The organism is Halomonas sp. GT, from assembly GCF_002082565.1.
Classification (GTDB): Bacteria; Pseudomonadota; Gammaproteobacteria; order Pseudomonadales; family Halomonadaceae; genus Vreelandella.
On sequence record NZ_CP020562.1, the window covers coordinates 515633 to 538032 of the forward strand.

The 22400-nt window shown below is 52.4% G+C and carries 18 protein-coding genes; 16 read left to right on the top strand and 2 right to left on the bottom strand.

Features of this window, described 5'->3' with window-relative positions; genetic code table 11:
- Window positions 1–41: 41 nt before the first annotated feature.
- Both B6A39_RS02465 and map read right to left on the bottom strand, forming a co-directional pair.
- Complete coding sequence (locus B6A39_RS02465; RefSeq protein WP_083000984.1) at window positions 42–2717, bottom strand: [protein-PII] uridylyltransferase; 2676 nt, start codon at window positions 2715–2717, stop codon at window positions 42–44.
- Window positions 2717–3508 carry a type I methionyl aminopeptidase gene (gene map, locus B6A39_RS02470; RefSeq protein ID WP_083000986.1) on the bottom strand — a complete coding sequence of 264 codons (792 nt, stop codon included), beginning with the start codon at window positions 3506–3508 and terminating at the stop codon, window positions 2717–2719. Before map ends, B6A39_RS02465 begins: the two co-directional genes overlap by 1 nt.
- Window positions 3509–3844: 336 nt before the next feature.
- Here map and rpsB point away from each other — a divergent pair, with 336 nt between their 5' ends.
- From rpsB to dnaE, 16 genes are all read left to right on the top strand, one after another.
- Window positions 3845–4594 (top strand): 30S ribosomal protein S2, encoded by a 750-nt coding sequence (gene rpsB, locus B6A39_RS02475; protein ID WP_038481130.1) that lies wholly within the window; start codon window positions 3845–3847, stop codon window positions 4592–4594.
- A 218-nt stretch (window positions 4595–4812) separates the two neighbouring features.
- Entirely contained in the window at window positions 4813–5682 is an 870-nt protein-coding gene (gene tsf, locus B6A39_RS02480; RefSeq protein ID WP_038481144.1) for a translation elongation factor Ts, read from the top strand.
- Between the two features lie 122 nt (window positions 5683–5804).
- Window positions 5805–6578 carry a UMP kinase gene (gene pyrH, locus B6A39_RS02485; RefSeq protein WP_038481158.1) on the top strand — a complete coding sequence of 258 codons (774 nt, stop codon included), beginning with the start codon at window positions 5805–5807 and terminating at the stop codon, window positions 6576–6578.
- Window positions 6579–6582: 4 nt separating this feature from the next.
- Window positions 6583–7140: a ribosome recycling factor gene (gene frr / locus B6A39_RS02490; RefSeq protein WP_083000988.1), complete on the top strand. Its 558-nt coding sequence runs from the start codon at window positions 6583–6585 to the stop codon at window positions 7138–7140.
- Window positions 7141–7246: 106 nt separating this feature from the next.
- Window positions 7247–8032 (top strand): polyprenyl diphosphate synthase, encoded by a 786-nt coding sequence (uppS, locus tag B6A39_RS02495; protein WP_083000991.1) that lies wholly within the window; start codon window positions 7247–7249, stop codon window positions 8030–8032.
- Complete coding sequence (locus B6A39_RS02500; RefSeq protein ID WP_083000993.1) at window positions 8025–8846, top strand: phosphatidate cytidylyltransferase; 822 nt, start codon at window positions 8025–8027, stop codon at window positions 8844–8846. Before uppS ends, B6A39_RS02500 begins: the two co-directional genes overlap by 8 nt.
- The gene (gene ispC, locus B6A39_RS02505) at window positions 8843–10030 is read left to right on the top strand and encodes a 1-deoxy-D-xylulose-5-phosphate reductoisomerase (protein WP_083000995.1); all 1188 of its coding nucleotides are present in this window, start codon (window positions 8843–8845) and stop codon (window positions 10028–10030) included. Before B6A39_RS02500 ends, ispC begins: the two co-directional genes overlap by 4 nt.
- 52 nt (window positions 10031–10082) lie before the next feature.
- Window positions 10083–11441 carry a sigma E protease regulator RseP gene (gene rseP / locus B6A39_RS02510; RefSeq protein ID WP_083000997.1) on the top strand — a complete coding sequence of 453 codons (1359 nt, stop codon included), beginning with the start codon at window positions 10083–10085 and terminating at the stop codon, window positions 11439–11441.
- Between the two features lie 100 nt (window positions 11442–11541).
- A complete protein-coding gene (bamA, locus tag B6A39_RS02515; RefSeq protein ID WP_442906283.1) occupies window positions 11542–13893 on the top strand; it encodes an outer membrane protein assembly factor BamA in 2352 nt (783 codons plus the stop codon).
- Window positions 13894–13941: 48 nt separating this feature from the next.
- Window positions 13942–14448 carry an OmpH family outer membrane protein gene (locus tag B6A39_RS02520; protein ID WP_083001002.1) on the top strand — a complete coding sequence of 169 codons (507 nt, stop codon included), beginning with the start codon at window positions 13942–13944 and terminating at the stop codon, window positions 14446–14448.
- Between the two features lie 51 nt (window positions 14449–14499).
- Window positions 14500–15537, top strand: a complete 1038-nt coding sequence (lpxD, locus tag B6A39_RS02525; RefSeq protein ID WP_083001005.1) for a UDP-3-O-(3-hydroxymyristoyl)glucosamine N-acyltransferase — start codon at window positions 14500–14502, stop codon at window positions 15535–15537.
- 137 nt (window positions 15538–15674) lie between these two features.
- Window positions 15675–16118 carry a 3-hydroxyacyl-ACP dehydratase FabZ gene (gene fabZ / locus B6A39_RS02530; protein ID WP_009724151.1) on the top strand — a complete coding sequence of 148 codons (444 nt, stop codon included), beginning with the start codon at window positions 15675–15677 and terminating at the stop codon, window positions 16116–16118.
- Complete coding sequence (lpxA, locus tag B6A39_RS02535; protein WP_083001006.1) at window positions 16115–16882, top strand: acyl-ACP--UDP-N-acetylglucosamine O-acyltransferase; 768 nt, start codon at window positions 16115–16117, stop codon at window positions 16880–16882. The genes fabZ and lpxA overlap by 4 nt, the downstream gene beginning before the upstream one ends.
- Before the next feature lie 61 nt (window positions 16883–16943).
- On the top strand, window positions 16944–18143 hold the full coding sequence (lpxB, locus tag B6A39_RS02540) for a lipid-A-disaccharide synthase (RefSeq protein ID WP_083001007.1): 1200 nt from the start codon (window positions 16944–16946) through the stop codon (window positions 18141–18143).
- On the top strand, window positions 18133–18750 hold the full coding sequence (gene rnhB, locus B6A39_RS02545) for a ribonuclease HII (protein WP_083001008.1): 618 nt from the start codon (window positions 18133–18135) through the stop codon (window positions 18748–18750). The genes lpxB and rnhB overlap by 11 nt, the downstream gene beginning before the upstream one ends.
- Before the next feature lie 38 nt (window positions 18751–18788).
- Window positions 18789–22292, top strand: coding sequence for a DNA polymerase III subunit alpha (dnaE, locus tag B6A39_RS02550; RefSeq protein WP_083001009.1), 3504 nt, complete (start codon window positions 18789–18791; stop codon window positions 22290–22292).
- The last annotated feature ends 108 nt before the right edge of the window (window positions 22293–22400 follow it).

Here is a 22400-nt window from a genome sequence, read left to right on the forward strand (position 1 = left end):
CACCTCAAACTTAACCACCAAGGTGTCGCTGATTTGAGCGCTTACACGCCTAACACTTCGATAAGCCGTTCACGAAGCTGCTGTTGCCGATCTGGGTCGGTGAGCGGTTCACCTGCTTTTGTGGTAATGAAGAAAACGTCTTCAACCCGTTCCCCCAGCGTGGCAATTTTCGCCGCCGATAAGGCAATATCCTGTTCCATAAAAATACGCCCGACACGAGCCAGCAGGCCGGGGCGGTCTGGAGCAGTTAACTCTAGCAGCGTACGTTCGTTGGCTGGGTCCTGCTCAATAACTACCTCGGTGGGCACTTTGAAGTGCTTAAGCTGTCGCGGTGTGTGGCGCGTAACAATCTCTGGATAGTCATCCGGGTCATCCAATTCTTCGACGAGGTGCCGACGCATCTCCTCAATATGCTCAGGATCACGAATAGGCTGGCCATAATGATCTAGCACAATGAACGTGTTGAGTGTCCAGTCGTTGTGCGAGGTGGCGATGCGGGCATCATGGATAGATAAGCCTAGTTGCTCCATGGCGGCGGCGGTTGCCGCAAATAAATCGTCTACCGAACGGGTGTGGATAAAGACCTTGGTGCCACCTTCGGCCATATCGGCGGTGGGCGCACTAATTAAGACCAACGGCAAAATAGACGGCTGGTGGGCAAGAATGCCTTGGGTCTGCCAGACAATTTCGCTGGGTGCGTATTGAAGGAAATAGTCTTCGCCGAGGGATTCCCACAGTTGATCAATCTGAGCGCTGTCGACGCCGACTGTTTGCAGTAACGAGCGGGCTTCAGTGCGGGTTTCTCGCACCCAGTCATCTCGGTCAGGCGGATTTTTTAGCCCCCGTCGCAATGCACGCTTGGTTTCGGCATGAAGCTGGCGCAACAGTGACGCGCGCCAACCGTTCCACAGAGTGGGGTTGGTTGCGTTTATGTCGGCCACTGTGAGCACGTAGAGGTAATCTAAGCGGGTCTCGTCGCGCACCGTTAGAGCGAAGTCGCGAATCACGTCGGGATCGCTAATGTCACGCTTCTGAGCGGTCATGGACATCAGTAGGTGATGCTCCACCAGCCAGCGCAGTAAATTGGTATCGTGTTGGGAAACGTGGTGACGGTGACAGAATTGTTCAACATCACGTGCACCAATCTCAGAATGGTCGCCGCCGCGACCTTTACCAACATCATGAAACAGCCCGGCAATCCACAGTAGATCCATTTTGGGCAGTTGATGGATAAGCGTGGCTGCGACTGGGAAGTCGTCTTTGGCATCCGATTTTCGAAATCCGTGTAAAAACTTCAGCAAGCGGAGGGTATGAGCATCTACGGTGTAAATATGAAACAAATCGTGTTGCATCAATCCAACCGCGCGACCAAATTCTGGAAGGTACTTGCCTAAGATGCCGTAACGGTTCATACGCCTTAACTGGCGAGGGACATTGCCGGGAGCCCGTAAAATGGACATGAACAGCCGCTGATGGCGCGGGTCTTCACGGTAATGGTCATCGATTTGATGGCGATGGTCGCGAATCAAGCGGATGGTGTCAGCGCGTACCCCCTCTATTTCCGGGTGCTTGGCCATCAACAGAAACAGTTCCAGCATGGCCGCAGGTCGCTCACGAAACAGATTGCGTGAACGCACCTGGATGTAGCCGCCTTTCGTTTCGAAACGCTCATTCAGCTTAACAGTTTCCAAGGCCTCTTTGCCGCGTAGAATAACCTCATCAAAGTGCTGTAACAGCATGTCGTTAAGCCCGGCTAGGGCGGTCACATGCCGATAGTAGCGCTTCATAAACTGTTCAACCGCTAAGCGCTCAGGGGTATCTCGAAAGCCAAACATTTCGGCAATGGTGCGCTGGTGATCAAATAGCAATCGGTCTTCGGCGCGGTCTGTCAGCATGTGCAGGGCATAACGCACCTGCCACAAAAAGGCTTGGCCCTGGCTTAAGATGCGAAGCTCGGCATCGTTCATAAAGCCATTTGCGACAATGTCGGCATAGTGCTCAGTGCCAAAATGGCGTTTGGCTACCCAGCCAATCATCTGAATATCTCGCAGGCCACCTGGGGAGCTTTTGAGGTTTGGCTCTAAATGGTATTCAGAATTGTTGTAGCGGTAGTGGCGAGCAATTTGTTCTTGCCACTTTGCTTCAAAAAAGCGGTCGGCGGGCCAAATGTGCTCGGCACTAAGGCGTTCACGCATTTTTTGGCGAAGGTGTTCGGGGCCAGCAATGAGCCGTGATTCCAGCAGATTGGTCATCACGGTGACATCCGCTTCAGCTTCTCGCTCACAGTCATTTAGTGAGCGTACGCTATGACCAATCTCAAGACCGATATCCCATAAGAAGGTAATAAAAGCGCTTAGCGATTCTTGGAAGGGAGTATCGTCGTCGTGTTCTAGCAGCAGCAACAGATCAATATCTGAGTGCGGGTGTAGCTCGCCACGCCCATAGCCACCTACCGCTACCAGAGCAACACCCTCGTCAGGCCAATCGTGCTGTTCCCAGGCGATGGCTAGCAACTGATCCAGATACCACGCCCGTCCGCGGACTAAGTCGCGTATATCTGCCCCGGAACGAAACTGCTCATCCAGCTTGGCTTGTAGCTCCCGAAGCGCCGCCTTAAACGGCGCAATAGGAGAGCGTGAACCAGCTAGTTCGGTGCGAAACATAGCGAGATCGTACAGCGTGGTGTCCGGCTCGAACCGGTAGTGATGAAGAAGCATCAGCGATTCAGAAAACTGAAGTCTTCGTCGTTGCGTGCTGTTAACACCTCAACGCCGTTTTCCGTGACCAGCAGCGTGTGCTCCCACTGAGCAGATAAGCTTCGATCCTTAGTGACCGCGGTCCAGCCATCGCGTAGTACCTTGGTTTTATAGCCGCCCACATTAATCATTGGTTCGATAGTAAAGCACATGCCGGCTTCCAATGAGATATCGGCATCTGGCGCATAGCCATCATAGTGAAGAAACTGCGGATCTTCGTGGAAATCGGCGCCGATGCCGTGGCCGCAGAAGTCACGTACCACGGAGTAGCCGTGTGCCTCAGCGTGTTGCTGAATAACGCGGGCAAGTTCCGATAGGTGTACGCCTGGCTTTACTAGCTCAATGCTTTTGTACAGGCACTCTTGAGTGATACGGCATAAGCGCTCGCCCTGGATCGTATCGCCGATGACGAACATTACGCTGGAATCGCCGTGGTAGCCGTCAGTCGTTTTGACGGTGATATCCAGATTCATGATATCGCCGTTCTTCAATTTTTTGGCATCATCAGGGATGCCATGGCAGACCACGTGATTGATTGATGTGCAGGTTGCTTTCGGAAAACCGTGGTAGTTCAACGGGGCAGGTGTAGAGCCCAAATTATTAACAATAAAATCGTGGCACAGGCGATCAATTTCACCCGTAGAGATCCCTGCTTCGATGTGGGGTGTGATCATTTCAATGACGCTGGCAGCTTGGCGCCCGGCTTCACGCATTTTCTCGATTTCAGAAGGCGTCTTGATAGGAACGTTCATGAATTCTCGATGTGGATTCTAAAGTAAGTGGTGAACGGCAATGGTGAGCGGTAAATTAAGACCGTTACATGCGCTGTGACTTCATCTTGGTAATGATCTATGGTATAAAGCCGCGCGCTTTCCTGCAATCGCCATCCAATGCTTCTTTATCGGTTGGTCATCTGCAGAAAGGCTATTTTAAACGCAATGCAGGTAGTCTGTGTTGCTAAACAGCAAGCCTTGAAAACACACATGCACCGGCACATGGTCCCGGGTGCCGCTGGCAGCGTCTGACGATGCCACTGGTCGGATCCATGGGGTGCGTGGAGGCCTAACCCGAGTTTCAGGAGTTTTATCATGTCTCACGTTAATATGCGTGACCTGCTGAAAGCAGGCGCTCACTTCGGTCACCAAACCAAGTATTGGAATCCGAAGATGGGTAAATTCATCTTCGGCGCGCGCAACAAGATTCATATCATCAACCTCGAGCACACCTTGCCGGCGCTGAACGAAGCGATCGACGTGGTTGAGAAGATGGCGGCATCCAACAACAAAATTTTGTTTGTTGGCACCAAGCGCAGCGCTAGCAAGATCATCAAAGAAGAAGCAAACCGCGTTAACCAGCCGTTCGTCAACCATCGCTGGTTGGGTGGCATGCTGACTAACTTCAAGACTATTCGTCAGTCCATCAAGCGTCTACGCGACTTAGAAACAATGCGCGAAGACGGTACGTTCGAGAAACTGACCAAGAAAGAAGTCTTGATGGCGACGCGTGAGCAAGAGAAGCTCGAGCGTTCTATCGGCGGTATCAAGAACATGGGCGGCCTTCCTGACGCACTGTTCGTTATCGATGTTGACCACGAGCGCATCGCGATCAACGAAGCCAACAAGCTGGGTATCCCGGTTATTGGTGTGGTAGATACCAACTCAAACCCAGATGGCGTTGATTACGTGATCCCGGGTAACGATGACTCTATCCGCGCTATTCAGATCTACGTGAAAGCAATTGCTGACGCGTGTGGTCGTGCGAAAGAAGGTCGTCCGGAAGAGTTTGTCGAAGTGACTGAAGAAGCCGCTTCTGCCGACACTGACGCTGCTGCCGAGTAACGGTTGCAGTGGTGCGGCGGCCAGACAAGCCGCATCATGTTTAAGAGGGGGCCTTATGCCCCCTTTTTCCCGCTTTGAGTTCGCTCAAGTGGGCCGATTATGCCGGACGCTTAATGCCGGCGAATGCTCTACAAAGTGATACGCAACGGTCATCTACCGAGCCTATACTCTGTAGCGCGTTTAACTTTCAGCTAGAACCATTTCCGAGGTGAAAACTCATGGCTGCTATCAGCGCCTCTCAGGTTAAGGAACTGCGCGAACGTACCGGTCTTGGCATGATGGAGTGTAAAAAAGCACTTACTGAAGCCGACGGTGATATCGAAGTTGCAATCGAGAACCTGCGTAAAAGCTCTGGCCTTAAAGCCGCGAAAAAAGCGGGTCGTACCGCTGCAGAAGGTGCCGTTGTTACTCGCGTAGCAGAAGACGGCAGCTACGGCGTAATGGTCGAGATCAACTCCGAAACTGATTTCGTTGCCCGTGACGACAACTTCATCGCTTTCACCAACAAGATCGCAGATGCGTTCTTTGCGGCGAAAAATGAAGACGTTGCAGCGGTAATGGCTGGCGACCTCGAGTCTACTCGTGAGCAGCTGGTACAGAAAATCGGCGAGAATATCGGTGTGCGTCGTGCCGTTGTTGTGAACGCTGTTGAAGGTGGCCTTGTAGGCGAATACGTTCACGGCGGCCGTATCGGCGTCTTGACCGTTCTGAAAGGTGGTAACACGGAAGCTGCTAAAGACGTTGCTATGCACGTGGCAGCGATCAATCCGTCGGTTGCGCACCCAGAAGATATGCCGCAGGAAGAGCTGGATAAAGAAAAAGCGATTATTCTGGCCCAGCCGGACATGGCCGGTAAGCCTGAGCAGATCGCTGAGAAAATGGTTCAAGGCCGTCTGAAAAAGTACTTGGCCGAGAACAGCCTGACCGAACAGCCGTTCGTTAAAGACCCGAACCAATCCGTTGCCGAGTTCGTGAAAGCGGCGGGTGGCGAAGTGGTTAGCTTCACTCGCTTTGAAGTGGGCGAAGGCATCGAGAAAGAAGAAGTCGACTTTGCTAAAGAAGTTATGGAACAGGCTGGCCGTCGCTAAGGTCAGAGGTTTCAGAAAGAAGATGGCGTGCGCGCGAGCGCACGCTTTTGTGTATCCGGCCCCTGCGAAAAACTGGGGTCGTCTCGCCCGCCTGTGTTCAGGTCTGCCTCAGGAGAGATGCCATGTCACGTGAAGTTCAAGAGTCCGCCCCCGCAGTTGCTGCCAGTAAGGCTGAAAAGTCGAAATCAAAATACAAACGTATTTTGCTGAAGTTGTCTGGCGAAGCGCTAATGGGTGAGCACGATTTTGGTATTGATCCGAAAGTGCTGGATCGTATGGCACTAGAGATCGGCCAATTGGTTGGTATTGGCGTTCAGGTGGGTATCGTGATTGGTGGTGGAAACCTATTTCGTGGCGCGGCGCTCAATGAAGCTGGCATGGATCGGGTGACGGGTGACCACATGGGAATGCTGGCAACAGTGATGAATGCGCTAGCAATGCGGGATGCACTTGAGCGCTCCAATATTCGCTCGCGAGTAATGTCAGCGATTCCCATGAGTGGTGTGGTGGAGCATTACGACCGCCGCACCGCCATCCGCTACTTAACGTCGGGAGACGTGGTGCTGTTTTCCGCTGGTACGGGTAATCCTTTCTTTACGACCGACTCTGCAGCCTGCTTACGTGGTATTGAAGTAGATGTTGACGTGGTGATCAAGGCCACCAAAGTGGACGGCGTGTACAATAAAGATCCGGTTAAACATCCCGATGCCGTGAAGTACGACCAGCTCTCTTACGACGATGCCCTAGACCAAAAATTGGGCGTTATGGATTTGACCGCAATCTGCCTGGTACGTGACCATAATATGCCGGTGCGGGTATTTGATATGAATAAGCCTGGTGCCCTGCTGAATTTGGTAGTAGGGGGCAAGGAAGGCACGCTGATAGACAGAGGGTAATATCGTGATCAATGACATCAAGAAAGATGCAGAATCTCGCATGAAGAAAAGCGTTGAAGCGCTGCACAGTAACTTCAATAAGATCCGTACGGGGCGTGCTCATCCCAGTATTCTCGACGCGGTGACCGTTGATTATTACGGTGGCCAGGTGCCGCTAAATCAAGTGGCTTCCGTTAACGTCGAAGATGCTCGTACACTGACAGTAACGCCTTGGGAACAGGGCATGGTGCCCAAGATTGAGAAGGCGATTATGACCTCTGATCTGGGGCTTAATCCTGCCAGTGCTGGTAATGTCATTCGTGTGCCGATGCCGATGTTGACCGAAGAAACACGCAAAGGCTACATCAAGCAGGCGCGTAGCGAAGCTGAGCATGCGCGCGTGGCGGTACGTAACGTACGTCGTGATGCCAACGGTGATTTTAAATCCTTGCTGAAGGATAAAGAAATTACCGAAGACGATCAGCGCCAAGGTGAAGACGACATCCAGAAGTTGACGGATAAGTATATTGCTGAGATCGATAAAGCGCTTGCCGCAAAAGAACAGGATCTCATGCAGGTATAGTTATTAGTATAAAAATAGCTACCTGCTTTCAATCAACCACGGGGAGCTTGGCTGCCCGTGGGCCATCGCTTGGCTTTACTATGACTGACCTTTGGTGCGAGAACCCATGACGTCTCCGCAGCTTCCCCAAGCGCAGCAGGATGGCAGGCCGCCTTCTCGATCCGAGGAGGCACCGCCATCCCATGTTGCTATTATTATGGATGGTAATAACCGCTGGGCGCGGGCACGAGGGCTTTCCGGAGTGCGCGGTCACCGAGCCGGTGTCGAAGCCGTGCGAGCGGTTATTGAGCGCGCTGCGCAACGGGGCGTTCAAACATTGAGTCTTTTCGCTTTTTCTAGTGAAAATTGGAAGCGTCCCGCGGCTGAGGTGAATGCCTTGATGGAGCTTTTTTTGATGGCGCTTAAGCGTGAAGTCAAAAAGCTCAATGAGCGTAATATTCGTCTGTCAATTATTGGCGAGCAGCGTGGTTTTTCCCATGCGATCCAAAAGCATATTCAGCGTGCCGAGGCGTTAACCGCAGAGAATACCGGCATGCATCTAGTGATTGCTGCTAACTACGGCGGCCAATGGGACCTTGCGCGAGCGGCTAGGCAGTTGGCAGAGCAAGTAGCCGCAGGCGAGCTGGCGGCTTCCGATATTAATGAGGCGCGCCTTGATGCGGCAATGAATACGCACAATGTGCCGCCGGTAGATTTATGCATCCGCACCAGCGGGGAGCAGCGGTTATCTAACTTTATGTTATGGCAGTTGGCTTATGCAGAACTGCATTTTTCGCCACTGCTCTGGCCAGATTTCAACGGGGCGGCGCTTGATGAGGCGTTGGACGACTTTTGCCTACGTCGCCGTCGTTTTGGTATGACCGACGCACAAATAGAGGCGCAAGGTGCTTAAACAGCGGATGATTACAGCAGCCTGGTTAGCGCCCTTGACGCTGATTGGCTTGTTCGGACTACAAGGTGGGGCCTTTGCACTTTTTACAGCACTTATTGTGCTGCTAGGTGCTTGGGAGTGGACCAACTTAGCCGGTGTCGCCCGCCAGGGGGCGCGATTTTCCCTGGTGGCTGTTATGGCAGTGTTAATGCTGGTGATGTGGCTAGGAGGAGCAGCGTTAGCCGCTTGGCCGCTTTGGCTGGCGGTTATAGGGTGGGTAATTAATCTTTATTGGGTGACCCACTACCCTAATGCTGTTAACCAATGGCAAGCCACTTCACGACGGTTGCTAATGGGTGTGTGGGTGCTGCTGCCGTGCTGGGTAGGATTCAACGTGCTCCGCGATAGTGGCGCTGTATGGCTGCTATTTGTGCTATTGCTGGTATGGACCGCTGATATTGGCGCCTACTTTGCAGGTAGGCGTTGGGGAAAAAACAAGCTTGCTCCAAAAGTAAGCCCAGGAAAGTCCTGGGAAGGCGTGTATGGCGGTCTTGCGGCCACATTATTGCTAGCGATTGTGTTCGCTGTATGGCAGCCCATTAATTTTATGGGTGGTGTTGCACTCGTAGTGATTACCGGCTTGGTTACACTAGTTTCAGTGCTTGGTGATCTATTGGAAAGTATGCTCAAGCGCTATCGAGACATCAAGGATTCAAGCCAGCTCTTGCCAGGCCATGGCGGTATACTAGATCGTATTGACAGCCTGACGGCAGCAGTGCCTATTTTTGCGCTGTTCTATTTACAGGTGATCCATCTTCAGGTGAGTGCCCTATGAGCCAACCACCTGTTCAGCGTATTACAGTGCTTGGTTCAACAGGCTCAATTGGTAAAAGCACCCTTGATGTCATTGCTCAATACCCAGACCGCTATCGCGTTTATGCCTTAACGGCTCATACCTCAAAAGAAGTGCTCTTAGCGCAATGTCGCGTTCATCATCCTGAGGTTGCTGTATTAGATGATCCTGAAGATGCGAACTGGTTGCAGCAATCACTTTTAATGTCAGGGCTCTCTACTAAGGTTCTTTCGGGGGCTATAGCGCTTTGTCAGGTGGCACGAGAAAGGCAAGTGGATACCGTGATGGCCGCTATTGTTGGCGCAGCGGGCCTGCTACCTGCGCTAGCAGCTGCCGAGTCAGGTAAGCGTGTGCTGTTGGCCAATAAAGAAGCATTGGTGATGAGCGGTGCCTTGTTTATGGACGCTATTGCTCGCTCGGGTGCAACTTTATTGCCGATTGATTCCGAACATAATGCTATTTACCAGTGTCTACCTACCGAGCACAGGGGCGGGCTACGTCAGCACGGTGTTCGCCAGTTGCTGCTTACTGCCTCTGGCGGGCCTTTTCGCGGCTGGCCGGCAGACGATATCGCTAAGGTGACCCCTGAGCAGGCTTGTCATCATCCTAACTGGTCAATGGGGCGCAAAATCTCCGTTGACAGTGCGACGTTGATGAATAAAGGACTAGAGCTTATTGAAGCGTGCTGGCTATTTGATGCAACGCCCGATCAGATACAAGTCGTGGTTCATCCGCAAAGCGTTATTCATTCTATGGTTGCCTATGATGATGGTTCGGTGATTGCGCAGTTGGGTAATCCTGATATGCGTACGCCTATTGCCTATGGCTTGGCATGGCCGGAACGGATTAATGCAGGGGTTGAGACGCTGGATCTTTTTCAGGTGGCGCGTCTGGATTTCGAAGCTCCCGATGAAACGCTTTTTCCCTGCTTGACGCTCGCCCGCGAAGCAATGCGAAAGGGCGGCGCTGCACCGGCGATTTTGAACGCAGCAAATGAGGTCGCTGTCGAGGCTTTTCTGGAAGGACAGCTTGGCTTCAGCATGATTGCTGAGGTGGTGGCAAAAGTGATGGCCCTACCGTTTGAGGAACCTGCCGACACGCTTGAGCAGATACTATCGGCAGATCAGTGGGCACGGGAGCAGGCGGCTCTAATAGTATGCCAATAGTTCGCTTAGCATCAGCCATCGTTGATCAGCGAGTTGTGTAAAGGAGCGAAGAGTGGGCCTGATACAAAATATACTAGCGGTAATCGTGGTGCTTGGGTTGTTGGTAACCTTCCACGAGTTTGGCCATTTTTGGGTGGCGCGGCGCTGTGGTGTAAAGGTGCTGCGTTTCTCAGTAGGCTTTGGTAAGCCGCTGTGGTCGACCGTTGATCGTCACGGCACAGAGTTCGCAGTGGCGGCCATACCGCTAGGTGGCTATGTAAAGATGCTGGACGAGCGCGAAGCACCTGTGCCCGAAGAGCAATTAGATCAAGCATTTAACCGCAAAACCGTGTGGCAGCGTATCGCTATTGTTGCCGCTGGCCCGATTGCAAATTTTTTACTTGCGATTGTGGCCTATTGGGCACTATTTGTTGCCGGCACCACAACCGTTGCTCCCATTGTTGGTGATGTTACTCCTAACTCTCCTGCGGCAGAGGCAGGGCTTTCTCATGGCGCTGAAATTACCTCGATCCAGGGAGATACTATGCGCTCCTGGGAAGAGATTAATTTAAAGCTAGTCTCCATGATTGGGTTCAATGGCGACCTGATACTTGAGGCGCAGCCTGAAGGGTCGAATGCCTCACGGGTTTATCAGCTTCCTGTGGCCAACTACATGGTTCGCCAGGACCCGCCCCAGCCGATGCAGAGTTTGGGTATTACGCCTTGGCGCCCAAACGTACCCGCGGTGCTAGGCCAAGTGATTGATGGCCAGGCGGCTTCACAGGCTGGCCTGCGAGCAGGTGATCGTATTTTGTCACTGGATGGCGAACCAATTGATGATTGGATGCAGTTTGTCTCAGTTATTCGTGAGAATGCAGGCCAAACCTTAGAGGTTGGTTACCAGCGTGGTGATGAGCAGGGCAGTCTCTCCTTAACGCCTGGCCGTAATGCGCTGGAGAGTGGCGGCGAGGTTGGGTACATTGGTGCCGGAGCGCAGCAGGTAACGTGGCCTGAAGAGCTTCAACGTGAAATCCGTTACGGGCCGGTAGAGGCGGTAGGTCAGGCGCTATCACGCACAGGTGAGATGACGCTGCTGACGGTAGATGCCATCCGCAAGATGCTGGTGGGGCTGATTTCACCGTCTAATCTTTCGGGGCCGATTACCATCGCGCAGATATCAGGTGACTCGGCTCGTGCGGGAATGGAAGCGTTCGTAGGCTTTCTAGCGTATCTTTCCATCAGCCTTGGCGTGCTTAATCTACTGCCAATACCCGTGCTCGATGGTGGGCATTTACTTTATTATTTTATAGAGGTCGTGCGTGGGCGGCCGGTCTCTGAGCAAACGCAAGCGGTAGGGTTGCGTATTGGGCTTGCCATGGTAGGCACCCTAATGTTGATGGCTCTCTATTTTGATCTGATGCGCCTGTGGTAATGACGCGTGTAGGGCGCTGGATGCCTTGTCATCTGCCTGCACAAATGTATATGGTGCCTATCTGGAATGATGGGCAGACCAACGCGAGCGAACTGACTGCATGAAAATCAAGACCCTTGGAATGGCGGCACTGTTGCTAGTAGGTACCAGCAGTGCCCAAGCACAATCCTTTGATGTTTCCGACATTCGTGTGGAAGGACTGCAGCGGGTATCTGCCGCCTCGGTCTTTAATGCGTTTCCCGTCAATGCCAATGATCGCGTTAGCGAGCAGCAGCTTGCTGCCGCTGCGCGCGATTTGTTTGCCACAGGCTTGTTTGAAGATGTTTCCCTCGCACGAGAGGGGGATGTATTGGTTATCCAGGTGGTAGAGCGGCCGACCATCGCGCGCTTGAACATTGAGGGGAATCAGCAGATTTCTGATGAGGACCTGCGCAACGGCCTGCGCGAATCAGGCCTTTCCGAGGGGCAGGTACTGCAGCTTTCAACGTTGGAAGAGATTCAGCGTGAGCTTGAAGGAGTTTATCAAGCTCAGGGGCGCTACAGTGCCCGCATCGATGTTGAAGTTGACGAAATTGATGAAGGCCGTGTTCAGGTTAATATCAATGTTAACGAAGGCGAAGTTGCTAAAATTCGACAGATCAACATTGTGGGCAATGAGGCATTCGATGATGACACACTGCGCGACGTATTTGAGCTAAATGATCGGCCTGGGCGTGTTTTTGGTTGGTTCTCTAAGGATGATTATTCTCGTGAAGCGTTGGCAGGTGACATTGAGCGACTACGCTCTTTCTACCTGGATCGTGGTTACGTTAATTTTGATGTCACCTCAACACAGGTATCGATTGGTCCTGAAAAGTCAGAGATCTTCATCACGTTAAATATTGATGAGGGCAATCAGTTCCAAGTAGGCGACATTCGTTTTGCAGGTGACCTGCAAATTAGCGAAAACGAAGCGAACGAACTACTGATCATTAGCCGTGGTGATACGTTCTCTCGTGGCGATCTTAATGCGTCTACTGAAGCGCTTCGCCAGCGACTTGGTGCGGAAGGCTTTGCGTTTGCTGAAGTTCAGGGTATCCCTGAAATGGCAGGTGATGGCGAAACGGTTGATTTGGTGATTGCAGTCGATCCTGGTCAACGCACTTATGTGCGTCGTATCGAGTTCTATGGCAATACCACAACGCAAGACGAAGTATTGCGTCGCGAAATGATTCAGCTAGAAGGCGCACCAGCCTCCACCGAGTCGATTACTCAATCGCGTCAACGCCTAGAGCGCCTTGGCTTCTTTAGCCAAGTAGAGGTTGATACGCAACCGGTCCCGGGACAGCCCGACTTACTAGACGTAACGTATAACGTTGAAGAACAGCCGTCTGGCTCAGTTTCTGCCAGTGTCGGCTTTTCACAAAGCGCAGGTGTTATTTACGGCGTTGGTCTGGCGCAAAATAACTTCCTGGGCACCGGGAACCGCGTCAACGTAGGTGCACAACGTAGTGATACGTTTACCAGTGTTAACTTTGCTTTCACGGATCCCTATTGGACACTGGATGGTATTTCGCGCGGTTATAATCTCTTTTATCGGGAAACTGATTACGGCGACTCTGATATTTCGACGTTCTCCACTGATGCCTATGGGGCTGGTATTAACTTCGGTTACCCCATTAGTGAGCTTTCACGTCTGAATTTTGGTGCCAGCCTTGAAGAGGTCACGGTTAAAACCTATAACGACTCAGCCTCAGAAATTATTCGTTACGTCGAAGATGAAGGCGATAACGCCCAAAGCCTGAAGCTAACGGCGAGCTGGACACGTAATAACTTGAACCGTGGCATTATGCCGACAGCGGGCAACTATCAGCGTGTATCGCTAGAAACAGGCGTCCCTGGTAGTGATGCGGAGTACTACAAGCTGCGTGCTCGTGCTCAGCAACTGTTCCCAATCAACGATGACGAGACTTGGGCGCTGAAGTTTACTGGTAATCTAGGCTATGCCGACACGCTAGGTAGCAACGACCCTTATCCGTTCTATGAAAACTTTTATGCGGGTGGTTTAGGTTCAGTACGTGGTTTTACATCGAACACTCTGGGCCAGCGTACGACGCCGACTCGAGATGGCGGTCGTGACCGTACGTTGGGCGGCAATATATTGGTAGAAGGATCAGCAGAAGTCCTTTTCCCAATGCCTTTTGTAGAAGATCAGCGTGCGATTCAGCCATCGCTCTTTCTCGATGCGGGTAATACCTTCTTGAGTTCTTGCTATGATGTGCAGGAAGCGGATGTTGGGCGCCAGCAATGCAACTCTGGCGTTGACCTGGGTGACTTGCGCTACAGCGTTGGTGTCGGCCTTTCGTGGCTAACACCGGTAGGCCCATTGACCTTCAGCGTGGCAGAGCCGTTAAGCGACGAAAGCGGTGACGATACTCAGTTTTTCCAGTTCTCGCTGGGCCAAACGTTCTAACATGGTGGGATACCTTTGGTAGCCATCTAATAAAAAGGAGTTAACACGATGCGTAAACTGACAGCAGCTGTGTGCCTACTTGGCGCAATGACGCTACCCGCCTACGCTGTTGCTGCCGAAGTGGCAGTACTTGACTGGCGTGCTGCGTTGATGAATACACAGTCGGCTCAGTCATCGTTGAGCCAACTGGAAGGCCAAATTGGTAACCAACAGCGCGAAGCTCAAGCGTTGGGAGAAGAACTTCAACGACTGCAAGAACGTCTGCAGCGGGAAGGTGAGACGATGTCTCAATCTCAGCGAGATCCGCTAATTGCTGAGCTTCAGGAGAAGGGCAGTCGCTTTGAGCAACTGCGCCGTGAAGTGCTCCAAGCGCAGCAAGCATCTGAGCAGCAGTTCCTTGAAGGGGCTGAGTCCAAGCTAGAGCGAGCGGTAGAGCAGGTGCTAGAACGTCACAACATTGATGTTCTGGTGGAGCCGCAAGGGGTATTGCACTCATCGACTGACCTACCTAATGTGACTAATGAGGTCACACAGATTTTTGATTCGCTAAACTAATTTTATGACTGTCGGTGCGGCTAGCCCGCACCCATGTTTCTCTGGGCTCCCATGACGCACGCTTCTCATCACCTCACCCTTGCGGATATTGCACGTCACTTGGACGTCGATTTTGAAGGCGACGCCGAACAGCCGATTCGGGGTCTTGCAACGCTTAAAGAAGCGGCGCCTGACCAAGTGGCTTTTCTCGCTAATCGTGCGTATTTGAAAGATCTAGCCACCACTAAAGCAGCCGCGGTACTGCTTCATCCTGAGCATGGCAAAAACTGCCCTGTTCCACGCTTAGAGATGGCCAATCCTTATTTAGGTTACGCAAAGCTTTCCCAGCTGTTTGATCCATTACCTGCTCGGGATGTGATCGGTATTCATCCCACAGCCGTTGTGGCAGAGAGCGCCATGTTGGGTGAGGGTGTTTCTGTTCAAGCACATGCGGTGATTGAAGCAGGTGTGGTGTTAGGTGAGCGTGTGGTTGTGGGTGCTGGCAGCGTGATCGGTGCAGATAGTGTGATTGGCGATGATACACGGCTACACGCGAATGTGACTGTTTGCCACGGTGTTGTTGTGGGCAAACGGGTGATTTTGCAAAGTGGTTGTGTGATCGGTGGTGATGGTTTCGGCTTTGCCCATGACGGTGCTGGATGGCATAAGATCGCTCAGTTAGGCGGGGTTGTGCTAGGCGATGACGTTGAGGTCGGCAGTTGCTCAAGTATTGATCGTGGTGCATTGGGAGACACCGTCATTGGCAACGATGTGAAAATCGACAGCCAAGTACAGATTGCGCATAACGTGATCATTGGTGATCACAGTGCACTAGCGGGCTGCGTTGGCATCGCTGGTTCCACCAACGTGGGTAAACACTGCATGCTTGGAGGGGGGGTTGGGCTTTCCGGGCACCTCACTATTTGTGACGGCGTGCAGGTAACGGGTATGAGTCTAGTGACCAATTCGATTCATGAGCCAGGTGTCTACTCTTCGGGTACCGGTGCCATGAACAATACCCAATGGCGTAAGAATGCGGTGCGATTTAAACAGCTAGACGAAATAGCCAAGCGTTTATCCCGTTTAGAGAAGAGCCAACGCAGCGAGTAACATTATGCCAGCTATTTAGAGGCAGGTAGCTTGAGGCTGTACAGCAGCAGGTTATAATTCACTGCTTTTTGACCAGCAAATTTGCTGGTGCGTGCCTGATATAACTCAGGCCTTTTGTCATTTTAGAGGTCGTTACGATGGTTATGGATATTAACGAAATTCGCGAATACTTGCCTCACCGCTACCCGTTTTTGCTGGTGGATCGAGTAACGCAATTAACCGTGGGTGAATCCATCGTTGCGTACAAAAATGTCAGTATTAATGAGCCATTTTTTAATGGTCATTTCCCGCATCACCCCATTATGCCAGGTGTTTTAGTTTTAGAGGCGCTGGCTCAGGTGTGCGGTATTTTAGGTTTTAAAACCGTCAATAAGCTGCCCGCTGACGGCTATGTTTACTATTTAGTAGGAAGCGATAATGTGCGTTTCAAGCGCCCGGTTATGCCGGGTGATCAGTTAGTCTTGGAAGCCAATGTCATCCGAGGGAAGCGTGGTATCTGGAAGTTTGCCTGTCGCGCCACGGTTAATGATGAATTAGCCTGCGAGGCGGAAATTATTTGTGCTGAGAGGAAGGTAGCTTGATACATCCTACTGCACTGGTTGATCCCAAAGCGCAGCTTGCTGACGACGTTGAGGTTGGCCCGTTTAGTGTTATTGGGCCAGACGTCACGATTGGTGCTGGCTCTGTGATAGGCCCTCACGTGGTTATTAAAGGGCCTACCGTTCTGGGTGAACGTACGCGAATTTTTCAATTTGCTTCGGTAGGAGAAGACTGCCAAGACAAAAAATACGCGGGTGAGCCAACACGGTTGGTAATGGGAGATGATAACGTTGTTCGTGAAGGCGTTACCCTCCATCGTGGTACCGTGCAGGATCGCGGGGAAACCACCATTGGTTCGCGTAACCTATTTATGGCGTATGTTCATGTTGGTCATGATTGTGTGATTGGCAACGACTGTATCCTAGCTAACCAAGTGACTTTGGCAGGTCATGTGGTTCTCGGCGATCACGCCATTTTGGGTGGCCTAGCGGCTGTTCACCAGTTTTGTCACTTTGGTGAACATGCGATGGCCGGAGGCGGGTCGATTATTACCAAAGACACGCCCGCTTTTGTGATGATTAATGGTAACCCTGCTGAAGCGCGAGGCCTTAATCTTGTTGGTTTGAAGCGCCGTGGCTTTAGTCGAGACGCGATTAATGCATTAAGCAGTGCCTACAAGCTGGTATACCGCCAGGGCTTAACTGTCGAACAGGCGGTTAGCGAAATGCGCAGCCGATTCGACCTGCCCGAAGTCACCACGTTTGCCGACTCTATTGAACGGTCAACGCGCGGTATCGTCCGCTAATGATAGTGATGTCTAGCTGACATCAACGATGGATTCAAATGCCACTACTTCTCCCGTCATCATGACACTTCGGCGCGTTTACATTGTTGCAGGCGAACTCTCGGGCGATATCCTCGGCGCAGGGTTGATGCACGAGCTGAAGCTTCGTTACCCAAACCTCGAGTTTCGAGGGCTGGGTGGCCCTCGCATGGAAGCGCATGGTCTGACGAGCCGCTTTCCCCTTGAAACATTATCGGTGATGGGGCTTGTTGAAGTCCTAAAGCACTTGCCAGAACTCATTCGTGTACGCCGTACTCTGCGCGAAGAAGCGCTCGCCTGGCAGCCGGATATTATGATTGGCATTGACGCGCCTGACTTCAATATTGGCCTTGAAAAACAGCTGCGCGCCGCCGGTTTAAAGACAGCTCACTATGTCAGTCCTTCGGTATGGGCATGGCGGCAAGGGCGGGTGAAAAAGATCGCCAAGGCGGTTGATGGCATGTTGACGCTACTGCCGTTTGAGGCTGACTTTTATCATCAGCACCAGGTGCCGGTCGCCTTTGTTGGCCATCCATTAGCGGATGAATTGCCGCTTGAGAATGATCGCCAAGCGGCTCGCCAAACACTCACATTGCCTGCTCAAGCTTCTGTTCTGGCAATATTGCCTGGTTCGCGGGGCAATGAAATACGCTTTCTTGGTGATACGTTTTTACGTGCTGCTGAGTTGCTCTGTCAGCGTAATGAATCGCTGCATGTGGTCATTCCCGCAGCGACCCACCAGCGTTATCAAGAAATTACCCAGCTACTGGCAAGCTACCCCACGTTAAGCGAGCGGGTCATGCTCTTGGAAGGTCAGGCTCGCGAGGCGATGGTTGCCAGCGATGCTGTGTTGCTGGCCTCGGGCACTGCCGCGCTAGAAGCCATGCTATGTCATCGGTCAATGTTGGTGGCTTATAAAATGGCATCGATAACTCATTGGTTGGCAAAGCGCCTGGTGAAAACAGAATGGATTTCACTACCCAATTTGATTGCTCAAGAGGGCGTTGTGCCCGAGCTAATTCAGGACGCTGCATCACCAGAAACGATCGCTGATCGGCTTAGCGAAATGCTTAATAATGCCCAAGAACGTAACGCCCTGGAGGCACGTTTTGCCGATATGCACCGTGCATTACAGCGCAATGCCAGTCAGCGGGCGGCACAAGCCATTATCTCTCTGGTGGCGAGCCAGCCATTGGATAGCGACGAAATAGCTTCCCAAGAAGGGAGTCATCATGGCCGTTAAGCCGACTGACTATCCTCCCTTAGTAATCGACTATCGTGGTGACTTTTTAGCGGGCGTTGACGAAGTTGGGCGTGGGCCACTGATCGGTAGTGTGGTCGCATCGGCGGTGATTCTTGATCCTAGTCGCCCTATTGAGGGGCTGACGGATTCAAAAAAACTCAACGCTAAAAAACGCGAAGCGCTGAATGTACAGATTCGCGAACGAGCGCTAGCGTTTGCTGTGGCCGAGGCCAGTGCTGCTGAGGTTGATCAACTAAATATCTATCATGCCACTCATCTTGCTATGCGGCGTGCCATTGATGCTCTAACACCCGCGGCAGAATATTTATTGGTAGATGGTAACCGCTTGCCCGGGCACGAGCTTCCCGGGCAAGCGGTGGTAAAAGGCGATGCTCGCCATCCTGCGATCGCCGCTGCGTCAATTTTGGCCAAAGTAGCCAGAGATGCCCAGATGGCCGAGCTGGATCTGCGCTATCCTGACTATGGCTTTGCCCGCCACAAAGGCTACCCAACGAAAGAGCATTTGGCGGCACTGTCTGCCCACGGGCCGCTTGCCGAACACCGCCGGAGCTTTGCGCCGGTGCAGCGTCAGTTAGCGCTGCTGTAAGCATTTTCTATTTATCTAGCTTTGTTGCTGAGAGTCCCATGACGGTTCCGTTTGTTCATCTACGTTTGCACAGTGAATACTCCCTGGTCGATGGCTTGGTAAAACTCAAGTCACTGGTCAGTACCACCGCTGAGCGCGGGATGCCGGCTCTGGCCTTAACCGATGAAGCTAACTTGTTTGGTTTGGTTAAGTTCTACAAAGCGGCGCAGGGCGCTGGTCTCAAGCCCATCATTGGTAGCGACTTATGGCTGTACAACCCCCATGATGAGGCCCATCCGTACCGCATTACGCTGCTGGCGATGAACGATGTTGGTTACCGCAACCTCACTGAATTGATTTCTAAAGGGTGGACCGATGGCCAACGCCAAGGGCGAGCCATTCTGGACAAACAGTGGGTGCTAGCGCAAAGCGAAGGACTGATTGCGCTATCAGGCGGACGTGAAGGCGAGATAGGTCGTCACTTGCTGTCTGATCATGAGCGCGAAGCCCGAGAGCTGTTGGAAGAGTGGCAGCGCGCTTTTCCAGACCGTTTTTATTTGGAGTTAATCCGTACCGGGCGCCCACTTGAAGAAGATTGCGTTCACGCGAGTGTGAAGCTGGCGATTGAGTCGAATACCCCAGTGGTAGCGACCAATGACGTGCGCTTTTTAGAGCGGGAGGACTTTTGGGCACACGAAACCCGCGTTGCCATCGGTGAAGGTAAGGCCTTGGATGATCCGCGCCGTGAACGACGCTACACCGAAGAGCAGTACCTAAAAAGCCCTGAGGAGATGGCCGCACTGTTTGCTGATATTCCTGAGGCGCTTGAGAACAGCGTCATGATCGCCGAGCGGTGTAGCGTTGATGTACGGTTGGGTGAAATTTTCCTACCTGAGTTCGAAATTCCCGAAGGGATGACTCAGGATGAGTTTTTCCGCAAAGTCTCCCATGACGGCCTCACTGAACGGTTAGATTTTCTGTTCCCTGTTGAACAGTACCCCCGCGATAGCGATGCCTATCGCGAAATTGATCAACGTTACCGTGACAGGCTTGAATTTGAGCTGAACGTTATTATCCAAATGGGCTTTCCTGGCTACTTCCTGATCGTGATGGACTTTATCCAGTGGGCGAAGGATAACAACGTGCCAGTTGGCCCAGGGCGTGGTTCCGGTGCGGGCTCATTAGTGGCTTACGCGCAAAAAATTACCGATCTTGATCCCATTGGCTACGACTTGCTGTTTGAGCGCTTTCTTAATCCTGAGCGTGTCTCCATGCCTGACTTTGACGTCGACTTTTGCATGGAAAAACGCGATAAGGTAATTGAATATGTAGCTAATCGCTATGGCCGCAACGCGGTATCTCAGATTGTTACCTTTGGCACCATGGCCGCCAAAGCGGTGGTGCGCGATGTGGCGCGTGCCCAGGGGCGGCCTTACTCCTTGGGCGATAAGCTCTCCAAGCTGATTCCCTTTGAAGTGGGTATGACGCTTGCTAAAGCGATAGAGCAAGAACCGGCCCTGAAAGAATTCATCGGCAATGACGAAGAAGCCGAAGAGATCTGGGAAATGGCCCTCAAGCTAGAGGGCACCACCCGGGGTACCGGTAAGCACGCGGGGGGCGTCGTTATTGCCCCAACCAAACTGACCGATTTCTCGCCGCTGCTGTGCGATGAAGATGGCTCTGGCCTGGTGGTGCAGTTCGATAAAAACGACATCGAAGACGCTGGACTAGTGAAGTTCGACTTCTTGGGCTTGCGGACGTTGACGATTATCGACTGGGCGCTGGAAATGGTCGATAAAGTGCGGGGGGTAAACGGTCAAGCGCCACTTAACATCGACGCCATCCCGCTGGACGACAGTAAAACGTTTGAGATGCTTAAACGCGCGGAAACCACCGCCGTTTTCCAGTTGGAATCTCGTGGTATGAAGGAGCTGATTAAGCGCCTGCTGCCAGACTCCCTCGACGATATGATCGCACTGGTGGCGCTATTCCGCCCAGGCCCGCTGCAGTCTGGCATGGTTGATGACTTTATCAATCGTAAGCACGGCCGTGCCGAAGTCTCTTACCCCCACCCAGATTATCAGCATGACCTGCTGAAGCCGGTGCTCAGCCCGACGTACGGCATTATTTTGTACCAAGAGCAGGTCATGCAGATTGCTCAGGTAATGGCCGGTTATTCTTTGGGGCAGGCAGACATGTTGCGCCGCGCCATGGGTAAGAAAAAGCCCGAAGAGATGGCCAAGCAGCGTTCAGGCTTTATGGAAGGCTGTGCCGCCAACGGTATTGATAAAGATCTTGCTGGCAATATCTTTGATCTTGTTGAGAAATTCGCCGGTTATGGTTTTAACAAATCGCACTCTGCCGCTTACGCCTTGGTGTCTTATCAAACCGCCTGGTTGAAAGCGCACTATCCTGGCCCGTTTATGGCCGCCGTTATGTCAACGGAAATGGATAACCTGGACAAGGTGGTGCCGTTAATTGAGGAGTGCCGCCACCTCAAGCTTACCGTCACACCGCCGGATGTTAATGTCGGTGGCTACAAGTTCACCGTTGATACAGAAGGGCGCGTGGTTTACGGCTTGGGTGCCATTCGCGGTGTGGGTGAAGGCCCGATTGGTGCGATTGTTGAAGCCCGTAGCACCGATGGTCCATTTAAAGATCTTTTCGATTTTTGTCGCCGCCTTGATCCAAAGCGGATAAACAAGCGAACGCTGGAAGCGCTGATTCGCTCTGGCGCACTGGATAATCTTGGCCCTAACCGGGCGGTGCTTTCCGCCGCGATGGAAGACGCCTTGAAAGCGGCTGCTCAAAACCATGCCAACCAAAATCTGGGTATGCTGGATATGTTTGGCGATGCGTTTACTGCGGAAGAGGAAGAAACGGATCCTTATGCTGAGTATCAGAGCGCCCGTGAATGGACAGATCGTGAGCGCCTTTCTGGTGAAAAAGATACGCTGGGTCTCTATCTGACCGGCCATCCCATTGATGAATATGAGCGTGAGCTAAAGCGCTTTGTCTCTACTCGCATTAGTGATTTGAAGGCCTCTCGTGAGCCGCAGCGGGTGGCTGGCTTAGTGGTAGCCATGCGCACCATGAAGTCCAAGCGCGGCGATACCATGGCGTTTATCACGCTGGATGATCGCACCGGGCGCATCGAAGCCTCTCTGTTTGGCGAACTATTTGAGCAACTGCGGGGCCAAATCGAATCTGACCAAGTGATTATCGTTGAAGGTGAAGTATCCAACGATGACTTCTCCGGCGGTTTACGCTTGCGGGGTAAAGACGTTACGCCGATGGTGACCGCGCGGATTCGCTATGGCGAAGCGGTGGAATTAGCACTGGATGCTGAACAGATCAACGGGCGTTTAGTCGATAGCCTGCGTGAGAGTCTTACGCCATACCGCGATACCGGCGGGCTGCCAGTGCGGTTGCAGTATCGCCACTCAGCAGCGGTTGGCTGGCTGGCGCTGGCCGATGAATGGAAAGTAGCACCCAGCGACGACTTGCTGTTGGCCCTTCGTGATGTGCAGGGGCAGGTTGGCGTTCAGCTCCGCTATCGTTAAAAAACGTTATAAACGTGCGCGTGCCACCGCTAGATTGAATGCTAAATGACGGTGCGGCACGCTAATTGAAAGGGTACTGCCTTGCGTGGCAGGTTCAGGGTGCGATAA